The sequence below is a fragment of the Afipia sp. GW823-FHT06G09 genome (assembly GCF_058794875.1).
This window is the reverse complement of record NZ_JBXAHF010000005.1, coordinates 24,419-51,029: the sequence shown is the minus strand read 5'-3', so window position 1 is coordinate 51,029 and position 26,611 is coordinate 24,419. Positions and strand designations below refer to the sequence as shown.

Genomic DNA, 26,611 nt, shown 5'->3' with positions numbered 1-26,611 from the left:
GATTAAGGCAAGACTTCGTTCTGGGCAGGATGAAAGATCAACAGCGGACAGAGTGACGTGGGGCGCTGATGACTCAAAACGCGGGACGGTTCGCGGTAATTCGATCCGCAGAATCTGATTGCAGGCACCAGCCGCAAACGTGCCTGACAGAGTTCCCGACACTGGTCTTATGGCGAGACGCTGGATGCCCAATTGTGGCTGAAATGCGCATTGCGTTGCAGCAATTCCAGTTGACTTTAGGCTAAGTGAGTGCTTACTCACGCCGCATGAGCACCCTCAGACTCACGAGCGATCTCCGCCGGGAGCAGATCCTGGAGGCGGCCAAACGTTGCTTCGCCCTGTATGGTTTCGCGGGGACGACAACGCGAAGTGTTGCGCAGGCTGCGGGTATCTCGGAAGGATTGCTGTTCAAGCATTTCCCTACTAAAGCCGCACTCTATGCGGAAATACTCGCGGAAGCCTGCGAGGCTGATCCGGAATTGCTTCGGCTGCGCGAGTTGAAGCCATCGACGGAGACACTGGTCATTCTTATCCGCGAAATGGTCGCGCACTTCATGCGCGCGACCGAAGAACCGGATCAGGAAGACGCGCAGCGGGTCAGACTTCTGATCTCCAGCCAGCTTACCGACGGCGAATTCGCGAGGCTGCTCTATGACAAAATCGGAGAGCTGATCGGCCCCATCTTCAACGCTTCGCTTGAAAGCGCCATCGCGGCGGGTGACGCGGAGCGGGTTGAGGGTGAATCGCTAAATCTCTTCTGGTTCGCGCATCAAGTTGTTCACATGATTGCCCTGACAAGGCTTCCCGCGACTCCCTCGCTCGACTATCCAAGCGCGCCGGACTTCGAACGGCATATCTGCCAGTTCATTCTTCGGGGAATCGGAATGAACGGCCACGCTATCGCTTCTTATTTGGATACCGTTCCGTCGCTCTCGCCAGCGACGGTCCGGATTGTGGAAAGTGCATAAACATGGACGCCAAGAGCTCGCCTTCCCATCAAACTCCTGCTGCGAAGTCTCCGCAAAAGCCCATTCGCATGCGGCGCTGGCTGATCATCGTCGGCGGCGCGCTTGTGCTGCTAGTCGGCATCATCTGGGGTTTTAACGCCTTCCGCAGTCACATGATCGCGGAGTTCTTCAAGAACAACAAACCGCCTCCGACCGTGGTGGCCGTGGCTGAAGCCAAGTCCGAAGTGTTGCCGAATCTCCTGACGGCAGTCGGCGATCTCGCCGCGATCAATCAGGTCAACGTCACCACCGACGTCAACGGACGCGTCACCGAGATTCTCTTCCAGCCAGGCTCGGAAGTGAAGGCAGGCGATCCGTTGCTCCAGATCTATGACGCGCCGGAGCAGAGTGATCTCGCCAGCTTCAAGGCGCAGACACTGGCGGCGCAGCTCGCGCTCGACCGCGCCAAGACGCTGCTCGCCAGATCGTTCGGTCCGCAAGCGACGGTCGATCAGGCGCAGGCGGCTTACGATCAGGGTGCCGCCGCGGTCGCGAAGACCGAAGCCATCATTTCGCAGAAGCGCATCACCGCGCCGTTCAACGGCGTACTCGGCGTGCGTCTGGTCCAGCTCGGTCAGTATCTGAGCGCGGGAACGCAGATCGTCTCGCTCACCGATCTGTCGCGCCTCTATCTGAACTTCACGGTGACCGAAAAGGACCGTGCTGTTCTGAACGTGGGCCAGACCGTCCGCATCAAGGTGGACGCCTATCCGGGCCGCACCTTCGAAGGCAAGATCACCACCATCGAGCCGCAGATCAGCGCCGACACGCGCAACGTGCGCGTCCAGGCGACGCTGGATAATCCGAACCGTATCCTGCAGCCGGGCATGTTCGCATCGACCACGGTCGAGCTGCCGCCGAAGCCTGCGGTGATTACCGTGCCGGAAACTGCCGTGGACTATACGCTCTACGGCGATTCCGTCTGGCTCATCACCGAGACCAAGGGCCCCGACGGCAAGGTGTCGCTGAAAACCGACCGGACCTTCGTGAAGACCGGACAGCGCATCAACGGCCGTGTCGTCATCGCCAGCGGCATAAAGCCGGGGGATCGGGTGGTTGCAGTCGGACAGCTCAAGCTGCAATCCGGCTCGGCTGTCACGATCTCGCCTGACCAGCCACCGCAGATTCCCGCGCAGCCGCCGCGCTACTGATTTTTGAACGGAGCGCCACTCATGGCCTTCACCGATATCTTCATCAAGCGGCCCGTCCTGTCGCTTGTCGTCAGCCTGCTGATCCTGCTGATCGGTTTTCAGGCGGCGACGCATCTTGGAATTCGTCAGTATCCGAAGCTGTCGAACACTGTGGTCACCGTCACGACGTCGTATCCCGGCGCGTCGCCCGACCTGATGCAAGGCTTCATCACCCAGCCGATCGAGCAGGCGGTGGCGTCGGCGGAAGGCGTCGATTACATCACGTCGTCGTCGGTGCAGGGCACCAGCACGATCTCGGTCTACATCAAGCTCAATGTCGATCCGAACTCCGCGCTGACCGAAGTCAGTTCGAAAGTCAGTTCGGTCAGATACCTGATCCCGCGAGAATCGAACGACCCGGTCATCACCAAATCGACCGGCCAGACCACGGCCGTGATGTATCTCGGTTTCGCCAGCGACGAGCTGAGCGGGCCGCAGATTTCGGACTATCTGGCCCGCGTGGTGCAGCCGATTCTTTCGACGGTGGATGGCGTCGCATCGGCCGATATTCTCGGTGCGCAGACGCTGGCAACCCGCATCTGGCTGGACCCGGTGCGGATGGCCGGCCGCAACGTGTCGCCCGACGACATCGCCGCGGCGATCAGAGCGAACAACTTCCAGGCCGCCGCAGGTCAGTCGAAGGGATACTTCACCGTATCGAACGTGACGACCAATACCGACCTGACCAGCATCGAGCAGTTCAAGCGGATGACGGTGAAGGCCAAGGATGGCGGCTTCGTGAGGCTTGAAGACGTTGCGACGGTGGAGCTCGGCGCGCAGAGCACGGACTCAAGCGTTGCAATGAGCGGCCAGCAGGCCATCTTCATCGGCGTTCAGTCGACGCCGCAGGGCAACCCGCTGAATATCGTCAAGGGCGTGCGTGGCCTGTTCCCGGAAATCGAGCGCAATCTGCCGCCGTCGCTGAAAATGCGGGTGGCTTACGATTCAACCAAGTTCATTCAGTCGTCGATCGACGAGGTGCGTGACACCCTGCTTGAGGCGGTGGTGATCGTCGTCGTCGTGATCTTCCTGTTCCTCGCGTCGTTCCGTTCGGTGATCATTCCCGTTGTCACCATTCCGTTGTCGTTGGTCGGCGCCTGCATCCTGATGCTGGCGATGGGCTTTACGCTCAACCTGCTGACGCTGCTGGCGATGGTGCTCGCCATCGGACTGGTGGTCGACGACGCCATTGTCGTGGTCGAAAACATCCATCGGCATCTGGAGGAGGGCAAATCGCCCGTTGAGGCATCGCTGATAGGCGCGCGCGAAATTGTCGGCCCGGTCATCTCCATGACGATTACGTTGGCCGCGGTGTATGCCCCGATCGGCTTCCTCGGAGGCCTGACCGGCGCCCTGTTCCGTGAGTTCGCATTCACGCTGGCGGGGTCGGTGATCATCTCGGGTGTGGTCGCGCTAACGCTGTCGCCGATGATGTGCTCGGTGCTGCTCAAGGGCGGTCACGAACAGGGCCGTTTCGCCAAGCTTGTCGATCGCGTGTTTACCCGGGTGACCGACTGGTACGGCCGCAAGCTGGACCGCTCGCTGGACTATCGGCCCATCACGGGCCTCTTCGCCCTGACGATTCTGTTTCTTGTTGGCTTCATGTTCGTCAACACCAATAAGGAACTGGCGCCAGAGGAAGACCAGGGCATCCTGTTCTCGGTGACCAAGGCGCCGCAATACGCCAACATCGACTACAGCAAGTTCTACGGCGAGAAGCTCGACAAGGTCTTTGCGGGTTTCCCCGAAACCGATCTGCGCTTCATCATCAACGGCACCAATGGCCCCGCCAACGGCATTGCCGGCATGATCCTGAAGCCATGGGATGAGCGCAAGCGATCCTCGCTGGCGCTCAAGCCTCTGGTGCAGAATGAGTTGAGCAAGGTCGAGGGTGTGAATGCGTTTGCCTTCAATCTGCCGGCGCTGCCGGGTGGCCCCGGCGGCCTGCCGATCCAGATGGTCATCAGCAGCACGAGCGGCTTCCAGGCCGTATTCGAGCAGATGGAGAACCTGAAGAAGGCGGCCCGCGCCAGCGGACTCTTCATCGTGGCTGACAGCGACCTGGCATTCAATCAGCCGGTGGTCCGCGTCGTTGTCGATCGTTCCAAGGCGAACGACCTCGGCATCAACATGGCTGCCCTCGGCAATACGCTGTCGACCCTGCTGGGCGGCAACTACGTGAACCGGTTCAATCTGGAAGGCCGGTCGTATCAGGTAATCCCGCAGGTGCCGCGTGACCTGCGCCTGACGCCGGAATCGATCGGCAACTATTACGTTGCGACCAATACCGGCCGGCAGGTGCCGCTCTCGACCGTCGTTACGATCGAGACGATGACCAACCCGAACGCTCTGACCCATTTCAACCAGCTCAACTCCGCGACGTTCCAGGCCGTGGCCATGCCGGGCGTGACGATGGGCAAGGCGGTGGAGTTCCTCGAGCAGCAGGCGAAGCAACTGCCTGCGGGCTTCTCCCGCGATTATCTCGCGGACTCGCGTCAGTATGTGCAGGAAGGAAACCAGCTCACGGTTACTTTCATATTCGCGCTCATCATCATCTACCTGGTGCTGGCCGCGCAGTTTGAAAGTCTGCGCGATCCGCTGGTAATCCTGATCTCGGTGCCGATGGCGATCTCGGGCGCGTTGATCCCGCTGTTCTTCGGCCTTGCCACCATCAACATCTACACGCAGGTGGGTCTGGTGACGCTGGTCGGCCTGATCAGCAAGCACGGCATCCTGATGGTGGAATTCGCCAACGAGATGCAGGTCAACGAAGGTGTGGACCGGCGTACTGCCATCGAGCACTCGGCGCGCGTTCGTCTGCGGCCGATCCTGATGACGACGGCCGCGATGGTTGCCGGCCTGCTGCCGCTGCTCACCGCGAGCGGTGCCGGCGCGGCAAGCCGTTTCTCCATCGGCATTGTGGTCGTCGCGGGCATGTCGGTCGGCACGCTGTTCACGCTGTTCGTCTTGCCGGCGGTTTATACCGTGCTTGCGACTGACCACAGGGCTGCGGCTGAAACCGAGCGGGCCAAGGATATCGAGAAATACGAACTCAGCCTGACTTGAGGCTGTGACGCGTCGTCATGCCCGGCCGCAGCGGTCGCAAACCGCGAAATTTGTCTGTGTGCCGGGCATCCACGTCTTTATCGGTGCCCGTTTAAGACGTGGGTGGCCGGGGTAACCCCGGCCATGACGATGTTTCAACCTTCATCGTTGGCACCGGTTGATGCTTCATGATGTACGGCGAAGTCGGCTTTATGTATGATCGCCGCAACCATGCTGACCGTTCGCAACCTCACCAAATCCTATCGGACGTCGGAGGAGCAGCTTGCGGTGTTGCGCGGCGTTGATCTTGCGCTGGCGGCCGGCGAGAGCGTGGCGCTCACCGGCGAATCCGGCAGCGGCAAGAGCACCCTTCTTCATCTGATCGCGGGCCTCGATAAAGCGGACAGTGGCGAGGTTTGGCTCGACGGCGCGCTGGTGTCCGATCTGTCCGACAGCGACCGGGCGGCGATGCGGCGTGACCGGCTGGGTCTCGTGTTCCAGCAGTTCAACCTCATTCCCAGTCTTCGGGTCGCCGACAATCTCGCGTTCCAGGCGCGCATCGCCGGCCGCCACGATCCGGTGTGGCAGGATGAACTGGTGCAGCGGCTCGGGCTTCGCACGCTGCTCGACCGCTATCCAGAGCAATTGTCCGGCGGCCAGCAACAGCGTGTCGCGATCGGACGCGCACTGGCGATCAAGCCGCTCGTGCTGCTGGCCGACGAGCCGACCGGAAATCTCGACGAAGCCACCGCCGACGATGTGCTGGCGTTGGCACGCGATCTGGTCGCCCGTACCGGCTGCGGTTTCCTGATGGTGACGCACAGCGAGCGGCTTGCCGCGACGCTCGACCGGCGAGTCCATCTGACCGCGGGGCGCATCACATGACGCGTCCGTTCTGGATTCTGGTCGGCCTTTTGAGCCACTGGAAGCGGCACCGGATGCAGCTTGCGACCTTGCTGGTCGGATTGATTTCGGCGACTGCGTTATGGAGCGGGGTACAGGCGCTCAACCAGCAGGCGCGCAACAGCTACGACCGCGCGGCAGCCACATTCGGCGGCGGCAACACCGCAATGCTGGTCGGGCGCGACAGCCCGGCATTTCCGCAGCAGTTGTTTGTTGATCTGCGCCGCGCCAACTGGCCGGTGTCGCCGGTGGTCGAAGGCCGGGTACTGATCGGCGGCCGGTCGTCCCGGTTATTAGGAATTGAGCCTGTCTCGCTGCCTCCGGGGGCGGGGTCAGCGCCCGAACTCGGGCAGGCGGACTTGCAGAAGTTCATTGCGCCGCCTGGCCAAACGCTGGTCGCACCGGAAACGCTGGCGGATTTGAAAATGCACGAGGGCGCATCGCCGCAGATAAACGGCATGTCGCTGCCGCCGCTCGTGGTGCAGGACAATCTCGCGCCGGGCGTGCTGGTGGTCGACATCGGCGTCGCGCAGCGCATTCTCAAAATGCCGGACCAGATCTCGCGGCTTCTTGTCGGCGACATGCGCAGCGGCAAGCGTCCTCCACTTGCGCAGGTCACCGGCAGCAAACTGTTGCTGGTGGAGGCAGGCGCACCGAGCGACCTCGAGCGCCTCACCAGCAGTTTTCACCTCAATCTGACAGCGTTCGGTCTGCTGTCGTTCGTGGTCGGTCTTTTCATCGTTCATTCTGCGATCGGGCTCGCGTTCGAGCAGCGGCTGCCGATGTTGCGCACGATGCGCGCCTGCGGCGTGTCGGCGAGGGCACTTACCGTTGTGCTCATCACCGAACTGGTGTCGCTTGCACTGCTGTCCGGTGTTATCGGGCTGATCTTCGGCTATGTCGTCGCGGCCTTTCTGTTGCCGGATGTCGCGGTCAGTCTGCGCGGATTGTATGGCGCGCAGATTCCGGGACATCTGTCGCTGCGGCCAGGCTGGTGGCTGTCGGGCCTCGGCATGAGTGTGCTCGGCGCGCTGCTCGCGGCGGCGGCGGGGCTCTATCGCGTCTACCGTCTGCCGGTTCTTGCTGCGGCGCAGCCCTATGCCTGGCAGCAGGCGCAGCACCGATGGCTGATACGGCAGGGCGCCATGGCGGGGGCGGTCGCGGTTGTCGCTGCGGCCTGTCTTTATTTCGGCGACTCGCTCACCTCGGGATTTTTGGTGCTTGCGGGGATGCTGCTCGCGGCGGCGCTGGCGTTGCCGGTGCTGCTTGGCATGGTGTTAAGTCTGGGTCAGCGCGGCACCGTCCGGCCTGTCGTCAAATGGTTCTGGGCCGACAGCCGGCAGCAACTTCCCGGACTGTCGCTGGCGCTGATGGCCTTGCTGCTTGCGCTCGCGGTCAATGTCGGCGTCGGCACCATGGTGCAGAGCTTCTCGCGAACCTTCACCACCTGGCTCGACGACCGGCTTGCGGCGGAGGTCTATCTGAACGCGAACAGCGATGCGCAGGCCGTGGAGATCGTGCGGTGGCTGCGCCAGCGCCCGGAAGTCGAAGCAATCCTGCCGGCCTGGCGCACCGACGTGACGCTGGACACGTTGCCGGTGGAGATTCTCGGCTTCGCCGATCACGCGACCTATCGTGAGCGCTGGCCGCTGCTGGAATTCATGCCGGGCGTTTGGGACAAGGTGCGGGCGGGCAAGGGTATGCTGGTCAGCGAGCAGCTTGCGCGGCGCTTGAAAGCCGGTCTCGGCGATCACGTTGTGCTTCCAGCGGTAACGGGGCCATGGCCCGTCATGGTTGCAGGGATTTATCCCGACTACGGCAATCCCAAGGGCCAGATCGGCATCGATATCGACGCGCTCGCGGCGCATTGGCCGGACATCGCGCGGACGCGGTTCGGCCTGCGTGTGACCCCCGCGAAAGTGCCTGAACTCGTCACGGCGTTGCGCGAAGAATTCGGTCTCGACACCAGCCGTCTGCTGGATCAGGCGACGCTCAAGGCTGAATCGACGCGCATCTTCAATCGTACATTCTCGGTCACGACCGCGCTGAACGCATTCACCCTCGGTGTCGCCGGGGTCGCGCTGCTGACGAGTTTGCTGACGCTGAGCAACAGCCGGCTCCCGCAACTGGCGCCGTTGTGGGCACTCGGACTGACGCGGCGGCGGCTTGCAGGGATTGAACTTCTGAAAACGATGTCGGTCGCATTCATCACCGCGCTGCTGGCGCTGCCGCTCGGTTTGCTGGTGGCGTGGTGTCTGGTGGCGGTGGTGAACGTCAAGGCCTTCGGATGGCGGTTGCCGTTCCATGTCTTCCCGGCGCAACTGGCGCAATTGCTTGTCGTGGCTATGCTGGCGGCACTGCTCGCGACATGTCTGCCGATCCTGCGCCTGATGCGTCTGCAACCTGCAACTCTTGCGAAGATATTCGCCAATGAGCGCTGATTTTCGCACCAGCCGCCGTTCGTTCCTCGGCGGCAGCCTGCTCGCAAGTCTCGGTGGTACGCTGGCGCGCGCCCAGGGCTTTGCAGGACTGGGCGGCGAGAGCGAAGGCTTTGCGGCCGTCGTGCCCGGCAAGGTGCTGGAGTTCCCGCGCGAACACGGTGCGCATCCGGATTACCGGATCGAGTGGTGGTATCTCACGGCGAATCTGAAGGACACAAACGGCGCGCAGTGGGGCGCGCAATGGACCCTGTTCCGGCAGGCGACGGCACCGGGTTCGCAGCAGGAAGGCTGGGCCAATCAGCAAATCTGGATGGGTCATGCCGCCCTCACCAGCGCAAGTGTTCATCGGTATGCCGAGAAGTTCGCGCGCGGAGGTGTGAAGCAGGCGGGCGCGGACGCGTCGCCGTTTCATGCATGGATCGATTCATGGGAGATGCGAGGGCTTGAAGATTTCAACGCGCGGAACGTCGCGCCGCTTGCCGTCTCGGCATCGGGATCAGATTTCAGCTACACCCTGCATCTCACTGCGGATCGTCCGCTGGTGCTTCAGGGTGAGGGCGGTTACAGCAAGAAATCGGAACGTGGTCAGGCGTCGTATTATTTCAGTCAGCCGTATTTCAAAGCCACGGGCACGATCATACTGGGTGACAGGCAGATCGCCGCCACCGGCGACGCCTGGATGGACCGTGAATGGAGCAGTCAGCCGCTGGCGTCTGACCAGACCGGATGGGACTGGTTTTCGCTGCATCTCGATTCAGGCGAGAAAGTCATGCTGTTTCGTCTGCGTCAGAAAGACGGACGGAACTATTTCGCCGGAAACTGGATTGAGCGCGATGGGCACTCGGTGCCGCTTGCGCCGGATTCGATCGTCATGACACCGACCGGGTTTACCACCATCGAGAGCCGCAACCGCAAGCTGCCGACGTCATGGACCGTTGCGATCGCGGATCGCGGACTGAAGATCGAGAGCGTGCCGCTTAATGCCAAAAGCTGGATGGGAACGCGCTTCGCCTATTGGGAAGGCCCGATCAATTTCAAAGGCAGCCATGCAGGTGTCGGCTATCTTGAAATGACGGGTTACTGAGAAAGAACACAGAATGAAGCAGAAGCCATTCGGCCAGACGGGACAGCAAACCTCAGTCATCGGGCAGGGCACCTGGTACATCGATCATGGTGACCGCAAATCTGCGGTGACGGCGCTGCGCTGCGGCCTCGATCTCGGCATGACTCATATCGACACCGCAGAGATGTACGGCGATGCCGAACTTGTGGTCGCGGAAGCGATCAACGGCCGGCGGGACGAGGTGTTTCTGGTCTCAAAAGTGCTGCCCAGCAATGCTTCGCGCAAGGGGACGATCCAGGCGTGCGACCGTTCGCTGAAGCGGCTCAAGACGGATCGTCTGGATTGCTACCTGTTGCACTGGCGCGGATCATATCCGCTGGAAGATACCGTCGCTGCGCTGGAAGAACTGGTGAGCGCGGGAAAGATCCGCTCGTGGGGTGTCAGCAATTTCGATGCTGGCGATCTTGCAGAGTTGGTCGATGTCGCCGGCGAGGGACGTATCGCCTGCAATCAGGTGCTCTATCATCTGAACGAGCGCGCTATCGAACATTCGGTGATCCCGTGGTGCGAGGCGCATGGCGTGGCGGTGGTGGCGTATTCGCCGTTCGGACACGATGATTTTCCGGCTCCGCAGTCGACTGGCGGCAAGGTCCTGCATCAGATCGCTGCAAGGTACAATGCAACGCCGCGTCAGGTGGCGCTGAGTTTTCTGGCGCGATGGCCGTCGGTGTTCACGATTCCCAAGGCATCGTCATCGGATCATGCAGCGGAAAATGCGGGTGCGGGAGACATCACCTTGACCGAAAGCGACATGGCAGCGCTGGACAAGGCGTTTCCGCTCGGCCGTGAACCGCGCAGTCTGCCGATGCTCTAGATTATTGCTGCGACGCCCTGCCAGAGCAGCAGCAACGAGATGATGAACAGCAGCACATAGGCGATGTTGTAGAACAGTCCGGTCGGCGTCTTGCGGACCAGCCAGATGCCCGCGAAGTTTGCGAGCACCGCGATCGGCAGCAGCAACAGCGAGGTCGCGAAATTCTTTGTGGTGAACTGATCGAGCATGAAATAGGGCCCGATCTTCAGAACGTTCACGACCGCGAAAAAGATTGTGGTGGTGCCGACCAGCGTGAGCTTTGGCAGACGCTGCGGCAGAACGTGCACCTGAAACGGCGGCCCGCCGCCTTGTGTCATGAACGAGGTGAACCCCGAGACGCCGCCCCAGAATACTCCGCTGACCGCGGTTGCCGGATGCGGCTCGATCCTCCCGCGGCGCAGCCAGGTGTTGGCGACAAAGGCGAGCCCGATAATGCCGATGATGATGCGGACAAGGGCGTCGGACAGGTGCGACGCCAGCAGCCAGCCAAGCCCCATGCCGGCAATCGCGCCGGGCAGCATGACTTTCAGATTCCATCCATCCCAATCGCGCCGGTAGACATAAATCGAGATCACGTCCTGCGTGATCAAAATCGGCAGGATCAGCGCAGCGGCTTCCAGCGGCGGAAGATAAAGTGCCAGCAGCGGGGTCGACGCGATGCCGAGCCCCGAAAAGCCGCCTTTGGCTAGTCCCAGCAGGATCACCGCCGGAACCGCCACGAAATAGAACAACGGCTCGGTGATGATGGTATGCACGTCATGATTCCGTCAGATAGCTTTCACTTAGGCCTCAAAAAGCCCGTCCAGATCAACAGCTATCGCCGCGCAGAAATGCAGGCCGCCCTTGTGGGTTTGCCATGGCGACAATAGATTTCGGCCATGCCCCGCTACTTCTTCAACACCCGTATTGGCGAGACGCTTATTCCTGACCCGGAGGGCGAGGAACTGCGCGACCCGGATCACGCCTGGGAGGTCGCGCGTGCGACCATCCGGCAGATCCTTCAGGAAGAGGGCAAGGAGCCGGGGCTGCTGTCGGCGTCGCTCGAAGTCACCGACGAAGCCGGCGAAATCGTGCTCGAGTTTCCGTTCAGCGAAGCGCTCGAGATTCCGGACGAGCCACAGTCGCGGCACTGATAGCGCGCTGGGACACCGTAGGGTCGTCTTCGCCCTGCGCCAGCTTGGCGGCAACATCGGCGACCAGTTCAGCGGCAAGCGTGTCGGGTGATGCCAGCCAGCTCGCGGCGAATGTCAGTGTCGGGACATGCAGGTCGGTGGACAAGAGACAGAGCTGGCCTTCCGCCAGTTCACGCTCGACGATCGCTGTCGGGATCACTGCGACTCCCAGACCATCGGTCGCCATGCGGATCACCGTTCCCAGTGAAGCGCTGGCGTGCAGCCTTGTGTGAGGCAGATCGGGCCGATTGAACAGGGATCTCACGATTTCATATGGTTGCGTCTTGCGTGCGAATGTGATGATCGCGAACCGCGCCAGATCATGCACCGTCAGCACGCGGTCGCCGAGACCAAGCATAGGGCTGGCCACAAACGAAATCGGATAATCGCACAGCACGCGGTTGCGCACGTTCGGAAACGACAATGGCCCGAGACAAAAGGCGAGATCGATCTCCTGCGCCAGCAGCCGCGCGCGAAGATTCGGCGTGATGTCGACTTCGACTTCGAGCGAGAGATTTGGATGTGTGCTTGCGACGCGTTCGATCAGTTGCGGCAGCCAGGTGTGAACAATTGTCTCGGAAACGCCGAGACGCAGGATGCCGCGCATCCCGGATCGATCCATCACCGCGGCCAGCATCTCGGAGCGCAGCGCGATGAGCTTCTCGGCATACTGCATCATCTGCCGTCCGCTCGGCGTCGGCATCACGGTGCGGCTGTCGCGTTGCAGAAGCTTCACGCCAATCTCGCTTTCGAGCTGGGCGATGCGCTGAGAGATTGCAGGCTGGGTGGTGTTGAGCTTTCGCGCTGCGCCGCCGAAGCTTCCAAGCGTCACCACCCAGAGAAACGTCTCGATTGACTTGAAATCGATCATGCCCGTTTATCTCGCTGCCTATTAGTCCAGCTTATCGTTTCTTATAAGAAAACACGACTAGACTTTATCAAACGGCAATGATCCACTCTTTTCTGTGAGAAATGGAGTGGTCTTATGCTTTCGGCAGCCCAACAGATGTCTCCAACCGGTCAGCGCTCTGGCGTCGATCTCCCGAGCCGGGACGCGCGGCTGGCCTATCGGTCCGGCAAGGTGGGGGTCACCGCCGGCGTCGCGCCGGGCTTCGTTCAGGGCAATCTCGCCATCCTCCCGGAAAAACTCGCTTCGTCGTTCCACCGGTTCTGCCAGCTCAATCCCAAGCCATGCCCGATCATCGGTATGTCGGAAGTCGGCGATCCGCGCATTCCGGCGCTCGGCCTCGATCTCGATCTGCGCACCGATCTGCCGCGCTACCGGATCTGGCGCGATGGAAAGCTGGTTGAAGAGCCGACCGACATCATGGCGCACTGGCGCGATGATCTTGTTGCCTTCGTCATCGGCTGTTCGTTCTCGTTCGAGGAAGCGCTGATCGCGGACGGATTGAAGATTCGCCACATCGAGGAAAAGCGGAACGTCCCGATGTACCGCACCAACGTTGCCTGCGCGTCCGCAGGTCCGTTCGCGGGGCCTCTGGTGGTGTCGATGCGGCCGTTCAAGCCTGCGGAAGCGATCCGGGCGATTCAGATCACCACTCGTTTTCCGGCTGTGCATGGTGCGCCGGTGCATTTCGACAAGCCGGAGCAAATCGGCATCAAGGATATTTCCAAGCCTGACTATGGTGACGCAGTAAGCATTCAGCCCGATGAAGTGCCGGTATTTTGGGCGTGCGGAGTGACACCGCAATCGGTCATTCTGCAATCGCGGCCTGACTTCGCGATCACTCATGCGCCGGGCCATATGCTGGTGACGGACGCTCGCAATTCGGAATTTTCGATTCAGTGAAGTTTGCTCAACCAGCCGCCAAGCCTTTGCCTGACATAAGGCTTCGTCACACACAGGAGTATTGTCGATGAATCGTCGCGAAGTGTTGTTGTCCGGTGTTGCGTTGTCTTTGGCCGGTGCTGTCGGAACGCGCGCCGTCGCGCAAGGCGGCGAAGTGCTGATCGGCTGCATCTGGCCGCTGACGGGGCCGACCGCCCAGATCGGCGCCGATGCGCGCCACGCGCTGGAGACCGCGGTGGACATCGTCAACGGGTCGCACGATCTCGATCTTCCGATGGCCAAGAACGCGGGCCTTGCGGGTCTCGGCGGCGCCAAGATCAAGCTGGTGTTCGCCGACCATCAGGGCGATCCGCAGAAGGGCCGCGCCGAAGCCGAGCGCCTGATCACACAGGACAAGGTGGTCGCCATCTGCGGCGCCTTCCATTCGTCGGTGTCGGCAACGGTCAGTGCATCCTGCGAGCGCTACGGCATTCCCTATGTTGCCGCCGACTCGTCATCGCCGAGCCTGCATCGCCGTGGCCTGAAGTTCTTCTTCCGCCCCGCCGCGCACGACGAAATGTTCTCGCTCGCGATGTTCGAGTTCATGGATGCGCTCAAGAAGAAGGGCAAGAAGATCGACAGCGTCGGTCTGTTTTTCGAGGATACGATTTTCGGCACCGACTCGTCTAACGTGCAGCGCAAGCTCGCCGCAGACCGGGGCTACAAGGTAGCCGTCGACATCAAGTATCGCGCCTCTTCGCCGTCGCTGACCGCCGAAGTGCAGCAGATCAAGAGCGCCAATCCTGATGTGCTGCTGCCGTCGAGTTACACCACCGATACGATTCTTCTTATGAAGACCATGGATGAACTCGGTTACAAGCCGAACAACATTCTCGCGCAGGCTGCGGGCTTTTCCGACAAGGCGACCTTCGACGCGGTAGGGGACAAGCTCAACGGCATGATCTCGCGCGCCAGCTTCTCGCTCGATCTCGCCGCCAAGCGCCCGTCGGTCGGAAAGGTCAATGATATGTTCAAGGCGCGCGCCAACCGCGACCTCAACGACAACACCTCGCGGCAGTTGACCGCGTTGCTGGTGGTTGCGGATGCCATCGATCGGGCGAAGTCCACCGACGGCGAGAAAATCCGCGCGGCACTGGCGGCCACCGATACGCCCGGCGAGAAGACCATCATGCCGTGGAAGCGCATCAAGTTCACCGCTGAGGGCCAGAACGACGACGCTGACCCTGTATTGCTGCAATATCTCGGCGGAAAATTCATCACCGTGTATCCGGCGCAGGCGGCAATCGCCGAGCCGAAATGGCCGATGAACGGTTGAGGTGCGACAAGGCGCTGTCTTCAAGGCAGCGCCTTTTTCCTGAATGCTACGATCCGTAGTTCCCGGCGGCGGGGCCGCCTTGCACCTTTCCGCGATGGATTGCTTCCGGTGACGACACAGGCTTTTCTTCAAGTGATCGCGAGCGGCCTTCTGATGGGGCTGATCTACGCGTTGATCGCGGTCGGCCTGTCGCTGATCTTCGGTCTGATGGATGTGGTCAACTTCGCGCACGGCGAATTCCTGATGCTCGCTATGTATGCGACCTTCGGGCTGGTGCTCATGACCGCGCTCGATCCTGTCGTGCTGGCGCCGCTGGTGGTGGCGCTGATGTTCGTGCTCGGGGTATCGGTGTACGCCGGCATCATCCGCTACGCGATGCGCGCCAAGGCAAACCCCGGCATGGTGCAGATTTTCGCGACCTTCGGCCTCGCTCTGCTGATCCAGGGACTGGCGCAGTACTTTTTCACGCCGGACTACCGCAACATCGCCAACACCTGGCTCGGCGGCAAGACGCTTAATCTAGGCGGCGTGTTTCTGCCCTGGCCGCAGATATTCGGCGGGGCGGTCTCGCTGGCGGTGTTCGCCGGTCTTTACTGGCTGATCACGCGCACCGACTTTGGCAAGGCGCTTGAAGCCACGCGCGAGGATCAGGGGGCGGTGGCGCTGGTCGGCATCGACCGCAACCGTGTGTTCGCGCTCGGGTGGGGGCTTGGCGCCGCGCTGGTCGGCATCGCCGGCGCTGTGCTGGCGATTTTCTACTACATCCATCCGCAGGTCGGCGGCACCTTTGCGCTGATCGCCTATGTCACGGTTGCGCTCGGCGGCTTCGGCAGCATCTTCGGCGCACTCGTGGCCGGTGTAATCGTCGGGCTGGTTGAGGCGCTGACCACGCTGATCCTTCCGGCATCGCTGAAATCGGTCGGCGTCTACTCACTCTATCTGCTGGTCCTGTTTATCAGGCCGAGCGGCCTGTTCGGGAGGCTGTGATGACCCAGAACGCTGTCACCACGTCCTCGATGTCGTCATTTGTCGCTGGCCGGCGGCGGCAACTTCTGACGGCGCTCGCCGTGTTCGCGGTGATTGCGCTGGTGCCGCGTCTGGTCACCGATGTCTACATGATGAACGTGCTGATCCTGACGCTGCTGTTCGCAGCGCTATCTCAGAGCTGGAATTTGCTCGGCGGTTACTGCGGTCAGGTGTCGCTCGGACATGCGCTGTATTTCGGGATAGGCGCTTACGCGACCAGCATTCTTTATGTGAAATTCGGCATCACCCCGTGGGGCGGACTACTCGCGGGCGGGATTATCGCCGCGCTGATCGCGCTGGCGCTCGGCTATCCGTGCTTCCGGCTCAAGGGGCACTATTTCTCGATTGCGACCATCGTCATCGCCGAGATCGGCCTGCTGCTGTTTCATAACTGGGATTACGCAGGCGCCGCGCTCGGCATCCAGTGGCCGTTTACGCCGGATTCATGGTGGACCTTGCAGTTTGCGCGCGACAAGGCGCCGTACTTCTATTTCGCCCTCGCATTGTTCGCGGTGACCTGGCTGGTGACATTCGCCATCGTCGAGTCGAAGTGGGGTTACTGGTGGCGCGCCGTGAAGGACAACGCGGAGGCGGCGGAAAGCCTTGGCGTTACGATCTTCCACTCCAAGATGGCGGCCGCCGCGATCTCGGCATTTTTTACCGCAGTCGGCGGCGGCTTCTATGCCGCATTCGTCTCCTATATCGATCCGGATAGCGTGATGCATTTCCGCTTTTCGCTGCTGATGGCGCTGCCCGCCGTGCTCGGCGGCGTCGGTTCGCTATGGGGGCCGGCGATCGGCGCGCTGATCCTGATCCCGCTGGCCGAACTGACACGCTCATATCTGGGCGGGTCGGGCTCGGGTCTCGATCTCGTTATCTACGGCGGGCTTGTCATGATCGTCTCGCTGACGCGGCCCGAGGGCATTCTCAGCATCATCAAGCCGCCGGCTGCGCGCGGGGCGGCGTCATGAGCGAGGCTCCGCTGATTACTTGCCGCAGCGTGACACGCCGTTTCGACGGCCTTGTTGCTAACGACTCCATCGATCTTGACGTCAAGCGCGGGGAAATCCTTGGGTTGATCGGTCCGAACGGTGCGGGCAAGTCGACGCTGTTCAACCTGATCGCAGGGGCGTTTCCGGTGTCCTTCGGCGTCATCGAATTCGACGGGCGGGACATCACACCGCTGCCTGCGGCCGACCGCTGCGATCTCGGCATTGCGCGCACGTATCAGGTGCCGCGCTCGTTCGATTCCATGTCGGTGGTCGAGAATGTCACCGTCGGTGCGTTTGTGCGCTATCCGGGCGTATTGCAGGCCCGCGCCAAGGCGCTCGATGTGCTCGACTATGTCGGTCTTGCGGCCCATGCCGATGCCTCCGCGGCGGATCTCACGCCGCCGCAGAAGCGCCGGCTTGAAGTTGCGCGCGCGCTGGCGACCGAACCGAAGCTGTTGCTGCTCGATGAAGTTTTGACGGGCCTCACGCCGAGTGAGGCGGCGGCTGGCGTCGAATTGATCCGCAAGGTGCGGGAGACCGGCGTCACGGTGGTGATGGTCGAGCATGTCATGGAAGTGGTGATGCCGCTGGTGGACCGTGCCGTGGTGCTGCATCTCGGCAAGGTTCTGGCAGAAGGACTGCCGAAGGAAGTCGTGCGCGACGAGAAGGTGATCGCGGCCTATCTGGGGGATCGTCATCGTGTTGCTTGATGTCGCAAACCTCACTACGGCCTATCGCGGTCTGATCGCGATTTCGGATATTTCGATCAACGTCGATTCCGGCGAGATTGTCACGGTTGCGGGAGCGAACGGAGCTGGCAAATCGACCTTGCTGAAATCCATCGCCGGAATGGAGAAGCCGAAATCAGGGGCGGTCAATTTCGTTGGCGAACGGATCGACACCATTCCGGCGCATCTGATCACCGCGCGGGGGCTGGCCTTCGTTCCGGAAAACAAGCGGTTGTTTCCGCGGCTCAGCGTGGCGGACAATCTGCGGCTTGGCAGCTACCTGCATCGCGGCAGCCCGGATCGCGACAGCCCGCTGGAATTCGTGTTCAAGCTGTTTCCGCGTCTCGAAGAGCGCCTGTCGCAGCGTGCGGCAACGCTGTCGGGTGGGGAGCAGCAGATGCTGGCGATTGCCCGCGCATTGATGACGCGGCCGCGTCTGCTGATGCTGGATGAACCGTCGCAGGGCATCATGCCCAAGCTGGTCGACGAAATTTTCCAGGCGGTACAGCAAATCCGCAATAACGGAGTGACCATCCTGCTGGTCGAGCAGCGCTTGTCGGAGAGTCTTGAAATCTCCGACCGCGCCTATGTGCTGCAAACCGGGAAGGTTGTGATGAGCGGTCCGGCGGCCGACATCAAGTCCAACCCGGAAGTGCGGCGCATCTACCTAGGCATGTGATGCGATCAGCGCCTTCAGAACAGCATCCGGCCGCTCCGCCGTCAGCATGTGACCCGCGCCCGGCAGCACCACAGGCTTTGATCCCGCAATGGCGGCGGCAAGCTGCTTGCCCGATTTGAGCGGCGTCATCATATCGCGCTCGCCAAGGATGAGCGTGGTGGGGGCGGTAACCTTCGCCGCGGATTCCATTGCCGCCTTGTAGTCGTTGCAGGCCGCGAGATCGTTGTGGAGCACGCCGGGTGCGTCGCGCTCCAGCACGCGCATGCCGCCGCCCATCATCCAGAGGCCCGGTGCCTGTGAGCCGCCCAGACCAGCCGCGAATCCGAAACCCCAGATCGACACCATGTCGATGGCATCGTGGTTGTTGTCCTTCGCTGCGTTGAGCAGGTCAGGGGACACCGGCATCGCACCGCCGACGCCGATCAGCGAGAGAGAGGAGACCTTGTCCGGATGACGCGCCGCCGCGTCGAGTGCAATCAGCGAGCCCATAGAATGGCCGACCAGGCCGGCCTTCTTCGCACCGGCGGCTTCGATCAGACGGATCGTCCAGTCCGCCATTCCCGGAATCGAGGTGATGAGCTCGCCCTCGGAGCGTCCGTGTCCCGGAAGGTCCGGCGCCAGCACGCTGTAGCCATGATGGGAGAACCACCGGCTGAACAGTGCCCACATCGAATGATCGAAACCCGCGCCGTGCAGAAAGACCACCAGCGGAAGTTCCGGATTGAATGGCTTGCCGCCCGTTGTCGCGAAAACCTTGGCGCCGTCCACAGTCAAAATCATGTCTCAAGCCTTCTGTGAAAAGCGCAGTGCCTGGCCGAGGTCGCCAATGATGTCTTCGGCGGCTTCGATGCCGATGGACAGGCGGATCAGTTCTTCGCCGATTCCTGCGACCTTCAACTGTTCGGCGTTCATCTGCTGATGCGTGGTGCTGGCGGGATGAATGACCAACGTCTTGGCATCGCCGACGTTTGCCAGATGGCTGGCGAGTTTCAGCGCCTCGATGAACTTGCGGCCTGCGTCGCGCCCACCCTTGATGCCGAAGGTGATGATCGAGCCCGCGCCGCGCGGCAGCAGTTTTTTGGCAAGCTCATGGTCAGGATGATTGTCGAGGGAGGGATGCAGCACCCACTCGACGGCCTTGTTCGATCTAAGAAATTCCAGAACGGCGACGGCATTCTCCACATGGCGCTGCATACGGACGTGGAGGGTCTCGACGCCTTGCAGGATCTGGAATGCGTTGGTCGGCGACAGGCACGCGCCGAAATCGCGCAGGCCTTCGGCGCGGGCACGCATGATGAATGCCTGCGGGCCAAACTCCTCGCTAAAGACGATGCCGTGATAGCCAGCATAGGGCGTGGTCAGCGTTGGGAACTTGCCGGACTTCTCCCAGTCGAAATGGCCGCCGTCAACGATGACGCCGCCGATGGCAATGCCGTGTCCGCCGATCCACTTGGTGATCGAGTTCATCACGATGTCTGCGCCGAGCTCGATCGGGCGAGAGAGGTAGGGCGTCGCAAACGTGTTGTCGATCAGCAGCGGAATGCCCGCGTCGTGCGCGATCTTTGCGACCGCAGGAATGTCCAGTACTTCGAGGCCGGGATTGCCGATGGTCTCGCCGATCACGAGCTTGGTATTCGGCTTGATCGCGGCGCGGATTCCGTCGAGGTCGCGCGGCTTCACGAAGGTCGTGGTGATACCGAAGCGCGGCAGAGTATGGGTGAGAAGATTGATCGTTCCACCATAGAGCGATGCGGACGCGACGATGTGATCGCCGGCGTTGAGAAGCGTTGCAATCGCCAGATGCAGCGCGGCCATGCCGCTGGCGGTGCAGACCGCGCCGACGCCGTTTTCAAGCGCCGCGAGCCGTTCCTCCAGCACCGCAATGGTCGGGTTGGAAATGCGGGTATAGATGTGGCCCGCGCGTTCGAGGTTGAACAGCGCGGCAGCATGATCGGCATCCTGGAAGACGTAGGACGTCGTCTGATAGATGGGCACGGCGCGCGAGCCGGTGACCGGATCAGGATGCTGGCCCGCATGCAGGCTGAGCGTATCGAACGCAGGTTGTTTTGGCGCTGCCATTTATCTTCTCTGGTTGCCGGGTGCCGTATCTTTCACGCAGGGCGGTCGATTGCAAGGCCGCTTCGGGATCACTTGCCCGGCCGGGGATCGATCGGAGTGATGGCGCCAAGCCCGAGGATATTTTCCAGCAGCTTGCCGCCTGCGAGCGCCCGGGCCTCGCCGCGAGGTGGCGCGACGACCTGCAATCCCACCGGCAGGTTCTCGCGGGTGAACCCGCACGGAATCGACAGACCCGGGCAGCAGGCAACGGTGATGGCGGACACGATGGCGAGCCAGCCGACGTAGTTGTCGAACTTCACGCCGTTGCATTCGGCGAGATAGCGCTGCTCGACCGGGAACGGCGCGACGATGGTGGTCGGGCAGAGCAGCAAATCGTAGGTCTCGAAGAAGGCGAGGGCACGGTTCATCAGTGTGACGCGCTGGGCCTCGGCACGTTCGATGTCCGCGAGCGTCAGTTTGAGACCTTCCTCGATGTTCCAGATTACTTCCGGCTTCAACTGGTCGCGGTGAGACTTGAGCAGCTTGCCTTTGGTCAGGACATAATCGTAGGCGCGCAGCACATGGGCGCAGGCGACCGCCTCGCTGAAATCCGGATGGGCCTCCTCGACAATGACGCCAACCTCTTCAAAGCGCTGCGCGGCCTTGCGCGTGATCTCGGCGACCTCGGGGTCGACGGGCGAAATGCCAAGGGTGGCGGAATAGGCAATGCGCCTCGGCTTCGCGCCGGATCGCGCGGCGGAGAGAAACGATGTCGGCAATCGAGGCAGGGACAGCGCGTCGCCCGGATGCTCGCCGGACATGGCGTCGAGCATCAGCGCCAAATCCTCGACGTTCCGGGCCATCGGACCATCAGCGCTCAGCGTGCGATCGACCTTTGCGGCTTGCGAATGCGCCACTCGGCCGATGCTGGGGCGCATGCCGACCACGCCGCAGAAGCTGGCGGGATTGCGCAGCGAGCCGCCGACGTCGGTGCCGTGGGCGAGCCAAGCCGTGCCGCTCGCAAGTGCTGCCGCGGCACCGCCCGAGGAGCCGGATGCGGAGCGGGATAGATTCCACGGGTTGAGCGTCGCGCCGAACACGTCGTTGAAGGTCTGCGCCCCGGCTCCGAATTCCGGTGTGTTGGATTTGGCGTAGACGATCGCGCCGTTGGTTTCGAGGTTCTCGACCACGATGTTGGACTTGGCCGCAACGACATCCTTGAAAATCGGCGAACCCTGCGTGGTCCGCACACCTGCGACATCGGTCAGGTCCTTGATGGGCACCGGCATACCGGCAAGCAGGCCGCGCTCGGCGGCCGGCTTCTTCATCAGCTTGTCGGCGTGGTCGCGGGCGCGGTCGAAGCAGAGGATGGGGAGGGCGTTGACCCCGCCGTCCACTTTGCGAATTCTAGCTTCCAGCGCATCGAGCAGATCGTGGGGCGTAATCTCGTTCTTGCGGAGCCGTTCGACGATGTCGCAGGCCGTCGCCCGCACGAGTTCTTCACTGGATCCCACGAAATCGCCTCCCGCTCATTGGCTTCTTGGGTGGCCAATATAGCGGGAGGCATCGCAATGGCGAGGCGAAATTAGGCGATATCCGCCTCGCTCAACTCAGGTCACGTCAGCGCGATGCGCATGGTCGCGGGCTTACCGCTCGCCTCCGGCTTCGCCGTCGATCACAGCGCCGAACAGCTCCCAGCGCTCGCCCTTGAAGCGCATCAACTGCAACTGCTCGATGGGTGAGAAGTCCGTCGCGCTGGTCTTGATCAGGACGCCGGGCAACATGCCGCCTTGCTGGATGCCGTTGATGCTGGCGGCCTGCTTCATGACATTGGCGCGGGTGAGATCGTCGCCGCATTGCTTCAGCACTGCGGCCATGGTCTGCGCCATGTTGTAGCCTGTAAGAGCGGAGCTGTCCGCGACGTTTGCTTCCGGGACATACTTGGCGAGGAAGGCCTTGTATTCTTTCATGCCGGGATCGTCGTTCCACTGCGGGTCCGATGTATCCTTGGCGTAGGCTGCGGAAATGACCCCCTGCGCGTTATCAAATCCGGCAGGCTTCATCACGGTTGCCGTCGAGGCGCTGACGTTGGTGATGATCTGCATCGGTTTCCAGCCGAGTTCGCCCACCTTCTTGATCGTCTGCGCGCCGAACTTCGGCGTGGTGAAGATCACGAGAACGTCCGGGTTCAGGGATTTAATCTTGACGATGTGCGAGTCGATGGTCGGTTCGGACAGCTCGTAGCTCTCCTCGATAACGATCATGGACTTCTTGGCGCCGAGACCGTCCTGGATACCCTTGAGGTAGTCCTTGCCGAAATCGTCGTTCTGGTAGAGCACGGCGATCTTGGCGTCGGGCTTCTCCTTCAGGAGAAATTTCGCATAGATGCGACCCTCGCTTTGGTAGCTCGGCAGCCAGCCCATGGTCCATGGAAACGCCTTCGGATCATTCCATTTGGTAGCGCCGGTGGCGAGGAACAGGTGCGGCACCTTCTTCGAATTCATGTATTTCTGAATTGCAGAATTCGACGGCGTGCCGAGTGCGCCGAACACCAGCAGTACCTCGTCGCTTTCGACCAGCTTGCGGGTCTGCTCCACCGCTTTCGGCGGGCTGTAGGCGTCGTCATACGAAATGAAGTTGACCTTGCGGCCGTTGATGCCGCCCTCGTCGTTGATCTTTTTGAAATAGCCTTCCATCGCCTTGCCGACGACGCCATAGGCCGAGGCGGGACCGCTGTAGGGAATGATATTGCCGATCTTGATTTCGGTATCGGTCGCGCCGGTATCGTATTTTTTCTGGGCCATCGCACTCCCGGTCGCGGCAATCAGAAATCCTGCGGCAACGGCGGCGCATAGCGGTTTCGTCAAGCGCATTCAGTGGTCTCCCTGTTTGTTTTTTTGTTTGTGGACGGGGCAAGGCGCTACGCGCGCTTCGCCTTGTCCTTTTCGTTCTGCGCCATGATGGCGTCGCGTGCTGCGCTCCAGTCGGAATCCTTCCAGTCGCGCAATTGGTAGAAATTGCCGCCCATCGCCAGCGCCTGCGCGCCATCCATTGCGATGGTCTCGCCGTTGATCCAGTCACAGCCGCCGGAAATCAGGAACGTTGCGAGGTTTTGCAATTCTTCCATGGTTCCGACGCGGCCCATCGGGTTCATAGCGATGGTTCGCGCACCGGCTTCGTCGCCGGGCTTGATGCGCTTGCTCATGCCTTCGGTCGGGATTTCGCCCGGTGCGATGGTGTTGAGACGAATGCCATAGCGTCCCCATTCGGTCGCCAGCGACATGGTCATGGCGTGGATCGCGGATTTGCTCATGGCTGAGGGGACGACGTAAGGGCTGCCGTTGCGCACCCATGTCACTGTAATCGACACGACATTGCCGCGATGGCCGCCGGCGATCCAGCGCTTGCCGACAGCGTGGGTGACGTAGAACGTTCCGTGCATCACGATGTTGGCGACCGCGTCGAAGCCGCGCGGCGTCAGGTCCTGGGTGCGCGAAATGAAGTTGCCCGCGGCATTGTTGATCAGGTCGGTGAGCGGGCCGTCCTGGAATGCGCTTTCGATCATCGCATCGACGGCGGCGGCATCGCGAATGTCCACCCCGTGAGCGGTGACCTTGCCGCCATGAAGTTTCATCAGTTCGGCGGCGGTTTCCTCGCAAACGCCCTTGCGGCGTCCGCAAATGTGGATTTCCGCGCCAAGGCTGAGGAACCTGGCGGCCATGGCCTTACCGAGGCCGGTGCCGCCACCGGTCACCAGAATCTTGCGGCCCGCGAGAAGTCGATCTGTGAACATGGTGCAATCCTCCCAGAATTGCTTTTCTTCATTAGTTAGTTGATTAATTAAAACAGCATGCGCTAATCCTGTAAAGAGAAGAGATCAAAAACAACAGGAGAAACGCCATGACTGCCGCAAACGATCGCATCACGGTTTCGATGTCGGAGGGGGTCGCCGACGTCCGTCTGGTCCGTGGGGACAAGATGAACGCGCTCGACGCGGCGATGTTCAATGCGCTGGTGGATACAGCGGCGCGGCTCAAGACCGAGAAGGGCTTGCGCGCGGTGGTGCTGTCCGGCGAGGGACGGGCGTTCTGCGCCGGGCTCGATATGGGGCGTTTTGCCGCAATGGGCGGCGGCTCCAGCGATCTGCGCGATCTCGCCAAGCGGACTCACGGCCTGACCAATCATTCGCAGCAGGCGGTGTGGGGCTGGCGGCAGCTGCCGGTTCCGGTGATTGCAGCTGTGCACGGCGTTGCATTTGGCGGCGGCTTCCAGCTCGCGCTCGGCGCCGATATGCGGTTTCTCGCGCCGGACGCGCGCATGTCGATCATGGAAATCAAATGGGGGCTGGTGCCCGACATGGCGGGAACGCCGATTCTCGCCAGTCTGGTCCGCGACGATATTCTGCGCGACCTCACTTTCACTGGCCGGATTTTCTCCGCGCAGGACGCGATGAGCTACGGTCTGGCCACGCGGATTTGCGACGATCCCCGTTCGGTCGCGCTGGAAACCGCGCGCGAGATCGCCGGCAAGAGTCCGGATGCCATCCGCGCCATCAAGCGGATGCTGAACAATCTCTCAACGGCCAATCCCGGCCCGGCGCTGCTGGCGGAATCCGTCGAGCAGATGAAGCTGATGGGATCGCCCAACCAGACAGAGGCGGTGCGTGCCAATATCGAAAAGCGCGCGCCGAAGTTTGCCGACGGCTCGAATTGAACGGCTGCGGCATGTCGGGGTTAGCGACGGGCATCGTCAGCGGCGGGCGCCGCAAGTCCCGTGACGAGGTGAATGAACGTGCACGCCTGATCGCGGGCGGGCTCGAACGGCTCGGCATCAGGCAAGGTGACAGCGTCGGCATCCTGATGCGCAACGACATTGCGTTTCTTGAGACGGCCTATGCGGTGATGACGCTCGGCGCTTACGCCGTGCCGATCAACTGGCACTTCAGGCCGGACGAGATCGCCTACGTCATGGGCGATTCCGGCGCGCGCGTTCTGATCGGCCATGCTGATCTATTACACGGGCTCGACGGCGTCGTTCCTGTCGGCGTCACGATGCTCAGCTTGCCGCCGCCGCCGGAAATCGTTGCGGCATACCGGATTGATGCGGTGTTGTGCGCGACGGCGCACGGAACACTCGATTTCGATACATGGCTTGCGCAGCAGACGCCCTACGATGGACCCGCACTGCCGCAGCCGCAAAACATGATTTACACGTCCGGCACCACAGGGCATCCCAAAGGCGTCAAGCGTTATGCGCCGACGCCGGAGCAGAGTGCGTCGATGGAAGCGATGCGCGCGCTGATCTACGGACTGAAGCCGGGTGTGCGCGCTTTGCTGCCGGGGCCGCTGTATCATTCGGCGCCGAACGCGTTCGGCCTGCGTGCCGGGCGGCTCGGTGATGTGACGATCCTGATGCCGCGCTTCGAGGCCGAGGAGTTTCTGCGCATCATCGACCAACAGAAGATCGACAACGTCTTCATGGTGCCGACCATGTTCACCCGGCTTCTGAAGCTGCCGGAGCACGTCCGCAAGTCCTACGACGTCTCGTCGCTGCGTCACGTCATCCACGCGGCTGCGCCGTGCCCCGCGGATGTGAAACGGGCAATGATCGAATGGTTCGGTCCGGTGATTTTTGAGTTCTACGGCAGCACGGAATCCGGCGCGGTGACATTCGCGAGCTCGGAAGATGCGTTGAAGAAACCGGGCACGGTGGGCAAGATTTCACCGGGAACTGAACTCCGCTTTCTCGGCGAGGATGGCCGGATATTGCCGCAGGGCGAGATCGGCGAGATTTACTCGCGCATCGCCGCGAACCCCGACTTCACCTATCACAACCGGCCCGAGAAGCGGTCCGAGATCGAGCGCGACGGTTTCATCACCAGCGGCGATGTCGGCTATATCGACGCCGACGGCTACGTTTTCATCTGCGATCGCAAACGCGATATGGTGATCTCGGGCGGCGTCAATATCTATCCGGCGGAAATCGAAGCGGTGCTGCACGGAATTTCCGGTGTTCACGACTGCGCCGTGTTCGGCATTCCCGATGACGAGTTCGGCGAGGCGCTGATGGCGGTGGTGGAGCCGCAGCCCGGAGCCGTGCTCGACGTCGCGGCGATCCGTGAGCAACTCAGGATTTCGCTGGCGGGTTACAAGGTGCCCAAGCACATCGAGATTCAGACCGGTTTGCCGCGCGAGGATTCGGGAAAGATCTTCAAACGGCGGCTGCGCGATCCCTACTGGGAGCGGGCCGGGCGCAGGATCTAGACCTTTTCAACCGGGGCCCGCCTGTCGTGAAGAAAATACGAAAAA

Annotated in this window: 23 protein-coding genes; 16 read left to right on the top strand and 7 right to left on the bottom strand. The window is 61.8% G+C overall.

Annotated elements, in window-relative coordinates:
- Positions 1-266: 266 nt before the first annotated feature.
- The 7 genes from AC1Q67_RS21225 (at position 267) to AC1Q67_RS21195 (ending at position 10,523) form a co-directional block, all read left to right on the top strand.
- A complete protein-coding gene (locus tag AC1Q67_RS21225; RefSeq protein WP_024573825.1) occupies positions 267-968 on the top strand; it encodes a TetR/AcrR family transcriptional regulator in 702 nt (233 codons plus the stop codon).
- 2 nt (positions 969-970) lie between these two features.
- A complete protein-coding gene (locus AC1Q67_RS21220; RefSeq protein ID WP_051358697.1) occupies positions 971-2,158 on the top strand; it encodes an efflux RND transporter periplasmic adaptor subunit in 1,188 nt (395 codons plus the stop codon).
- Between the two features lie 21 nt (positions 2,159-2,179).
- Positions 2,180-5,263: a MexW/MexI family multidrug efflux RND transporter permease subunit gene (locus AC1Q67_RS21215; RefSeq protein WP_492237449.1), complete on the top strand. Its 3,084-nt coding sequence runs from the start codon at positions 2,180-2,182 to the stop codon at positions 5,261-5,263.
- 195 nt (positions 5,264-5,458) lie between these two features.
- Positions 5,459-6,127: an ABC transporter ATP-binding protein gene (locus tag AC1Q67_RS21210; protein WP_492237450.1), complete on the top strand. Its 669-nt coding sequence runs from the start codon at positions 5,459-5,461 to the stop codon at positions 6,125-6,127.
- Complete coding sequence (locus AC1Q67_RS21205; RefSeq protein WP_492237451.1) at positions 6,124-8,586, top strand: ABC transporter permease; 2,463 nt, start codon at positions 6,124-6,126, stop codon at positions 8,584-8,586. Before AC1Q67_RS21210 ends, AC1Q67_RS21205 begins: the two co-directional genes overlap by 4 nt.
- The gene (locus AC1Q67_RS21200; protein WP_492237452.1) at positions 8,576-9,670 is read left to right on the top strand and encodes a lipocalin-like domain-containing protein; all 1,095 of its coding nucleotides are present in this window, start codon (positions 8,576-8,578) and stop codon (positions 9,668-9,670) included. Before AC1Q67_RS21205 ends, AC1Q67_RS21200 begins: the two co-directional genes overlap by 11 nt.
- Before the next feature lie 13 nt (positions 9,671-9,683).
- Complete coding sequence (locus AC1Q67_RS21195; RefSeq protein ID WP_492237453.1) at positions 9,684-10,523, top strand: aldo/keto reductase; 840 nt, start codon at positions 9,684-9,686, stop codon at positions 10,521-10,523.
- Here AC1Q67_RS21195 and AC1Q67_RS21190 read toward each other — a convergent pair.
- Positions 10,520-11,278: a sulfite exporter TauE/SafE family protein gene (locus AC1Q67_RS21190; RefSeq protein WP_492237454.1), complete on the bottom strand. Its 759-nt coding sequence runs from the start codon at positions 11,276-11,278 to the stop codon at positions 10,520-10,522. The genes AC1Q67_RS21195 and AC1Q67_RS21190 overlap by 4 nt on opposite strands.
- 123 nt (positions 11,279-11,401) lie before the next feature.
- Here AC1Q67_RS21190 and AC1Q67_RS21185 point away from each other — a divergent pair, with 123 nt between their 5' ends.
- A complete protein-coding gene (locus AC1Q67_RS21185) occupies positions 11,402-11,656 on the top strand; it encodes a DUF6894 family protein (protein WP_024573833.1) in 255 nt (84 codons plus the stop codon).
- On the opposite strand, the gene AC1Q67_RS21180 is transcribed toward AC1Q67_RS21185, so the two are convergent.
- Positions 11,610-12,566: a LysR family transcriptional regulator gene (locus tag AC1Q67_RS21180; protein WP_492237455.1), complete on the bottom strand. Its 957-nt coding sequence runs from the start codon at positions 12,564-12,566 to the stop codon at positions 11,610-11,612. The genes AC1Q67_RS21185 and AC1Q67_RS21180 overlap by 47 nt on opposite strands.
- A 114-nt stretch (positions 12,567-12,680) precedes the next feature.
- On the opposite strand from AC1Q67_RS21180, the gene AC1Q67_RS21175 reads away from it, so the two are divergent.
- The 6 genes from AC1Q67_RS21175 to AC1Q67_RS21150 all read left to right on the top strand — a co-directional run bounded on the left by AC1Q67_RS21175 (position 12,681) and on the right by AC1Q67_RS21150 (position 18,245).
- Positions 12,681-13,505, top strand: a complete 825-nt coding sequence (locus AC1Q67_RS21175) for a putative hydro-lyase (RefSeq protein WP_492237456.1) — start codon at positions 12,681-12,683, stop codon at positions 13,503-13,505.
- A 67-nt stretch (positions 13,506-13,572) separates the two neighbouring features.
- Positions 13,573-14,820: an ABC transporter substrate-binding protein gene (locus AC1Q67_RS21170; protein ID WP_492237457.1), complete on the top strand. Its 1,248-nt coding sequence runs from the start codon at positions 13,573-13,575 to the stop codon at positions 14,818-14,820.
- Between the two features lie 108 nt (positions 14,821-14,928).
- Positions 14,929-15,807, top strand: coding sequence for a branched-chain amino acid ABC transporter permease (locus AC1Q67_RS21165; protein ID WP_492237458.1), 879 nt, complete (start codon positions 14,929-14,931; stop codon positions 15,805-15,807).
- The gene (locus tag AC1Q67_RS21160) at positions 15,807-16,817 is read left to right on the top strand and encodes a branched-chain amino acid ABC transporter permease (RefSeq protein ID WP_492237459.1); all 1,011 of its coding nucleotides are present in this window, start codon (positions 15,807-15,809) and stop codon (positions 16,815-16,817) included. The genes AC1Q67_RS21165 and AC1Q67_RS21160 overlap by 1 nt, the downstream gene beginning before the upstream one ends.
- Positions 16,814-17,548 carry an ABC transporter ATP-binding protein gene (locus tag AC1Q67_RS21155; RefSeq protein WP_024573839.1) on the top strand — a complete coding sequence of 245 codons (735 nt, stop codon included), beginning with the start codon at positions 16,814-16,816 and terminating at the stop codon, positions 17,546-17,548. Before AC1Q67_RS21160 ends, AC1Q67_RS21155 begins: the two co-directional genes overlap by 4 nt.
- Positions 17,538-18,245, top strand: coding sequence for an ABC transporter ATP-binding protein (locus AC1Q67_RS21150; protein WP_492237460.1), 708 nt, complete (start codon positions 17,538-17,540; stop codon positions 18,243-18,245). The genes AC1Q67_RS21155 and AC1Q67_RS21150 overlap by 11 nt, the downstream gene beginning before the upstream one ends.
- Here the strand turns inward: AC1Q67_RS21150 and AC1Q67_RS21145 are convergent.
- The 5 genes from AC1Q67_RS21145 to AC1Q67_RS21125 form a co-directional block, all read right to left on the bottom strand.
- On the bottom strand, positions 18,234-19,025 hold the full coding sequence (locus AC1Q67_RS21145) for an alpha/beta fold hydrolase (RefSeq protein ID WP_492237461.1): 792 nt from the start codon (positions 19,023-19,025) through the stop codon (positions 18,234-18,236). The two genes, AC1Q67_RS21150 and AC1Q67_RS21145, sit on opposite strands and share 12 nt — an antisense overlap.
- Before the next feature lie 3 nt (positions 19,026-19,028).
- On the bottom strand, positions 19,029-20,324 hold the full coding sequence (locus AC1Q67_RS21140; protein WP_492237462.1) for an O-acetylhomoserine aminocarboxypropyltransferase: 1,296 nt from the start codon (positions 20,322-20,324) through the stop codon (positions 19,029-19,031).
- 68 nt (positions 20,325-20,392) lie between these two features.
- Positions 20,393-21,817 (bottom strand): amidase, encoded by a 1,425-nt coding sequence (locus AC1Q67_RS21135; protein ID WP_492237463.1) that lies wholly within the window; start codon positions 21,815-21,817, stop codon positions 20,393-20,395.
- Positions 21,818-21,949: 132 nt separating this feature from the next.
- Complete coding sequence (locus AC1Q67_RS21130; protein ID WP_492237464.1) at positions 21,950-23,176, bottom strand: ABC transporter substrate-binding protein; 1,227 nt, start codon at positions 23,174-23,176, stop codon at positions 21,950-21,952.
- Between the two features lie 47 nt (positions 23,177-23,223).
- Positions 23,224-24,096: an SDR family oxidoreductase gene (locus AC1Q67_RS21125; RefSeq protein WP_492237465.1), complete on the bottom strand. Its 873-nt coding sequence runs from the start codon at positions 24,094-24,096 to the stop codon at positions 23,224-23,226.
- Positions 24,097-24,203: 107 nt separating this feature from the next.
- On the opposite strand from AC1Q67_RS21125, the gene AC1Q67_RS21120 reads away from it, so the two are divergent.
- The gene (locus AC1Q67_RS21120; RefSeq protein WP_492237466.1) at positions 24,204-25,016 is read left to right on the top strand and encodes a crotonase/enoyl-CoA hydratase family protein; all 813 of its coding nucleotides are present in this window, start codon (positions 24,204-24,206) and stop codon (positions 25,014-25,016) included.
- A gap of 11 nt (positions 25,017-25,027) precedes the next feature.
- Positions 25,028-26,566: an acyl-CoA synthetase gene (locus AC1Q67_RS21115; RefSeq protein ID WP_492237467.1), complete on the top strand. Its 1,539-nt coding sequence runs from the start codon at positions 25,028-25,030 to the stop codon at positions 26,564-26,566.
- Positions 26,567-26,611 lie beyond the last annotated feature (45 nt).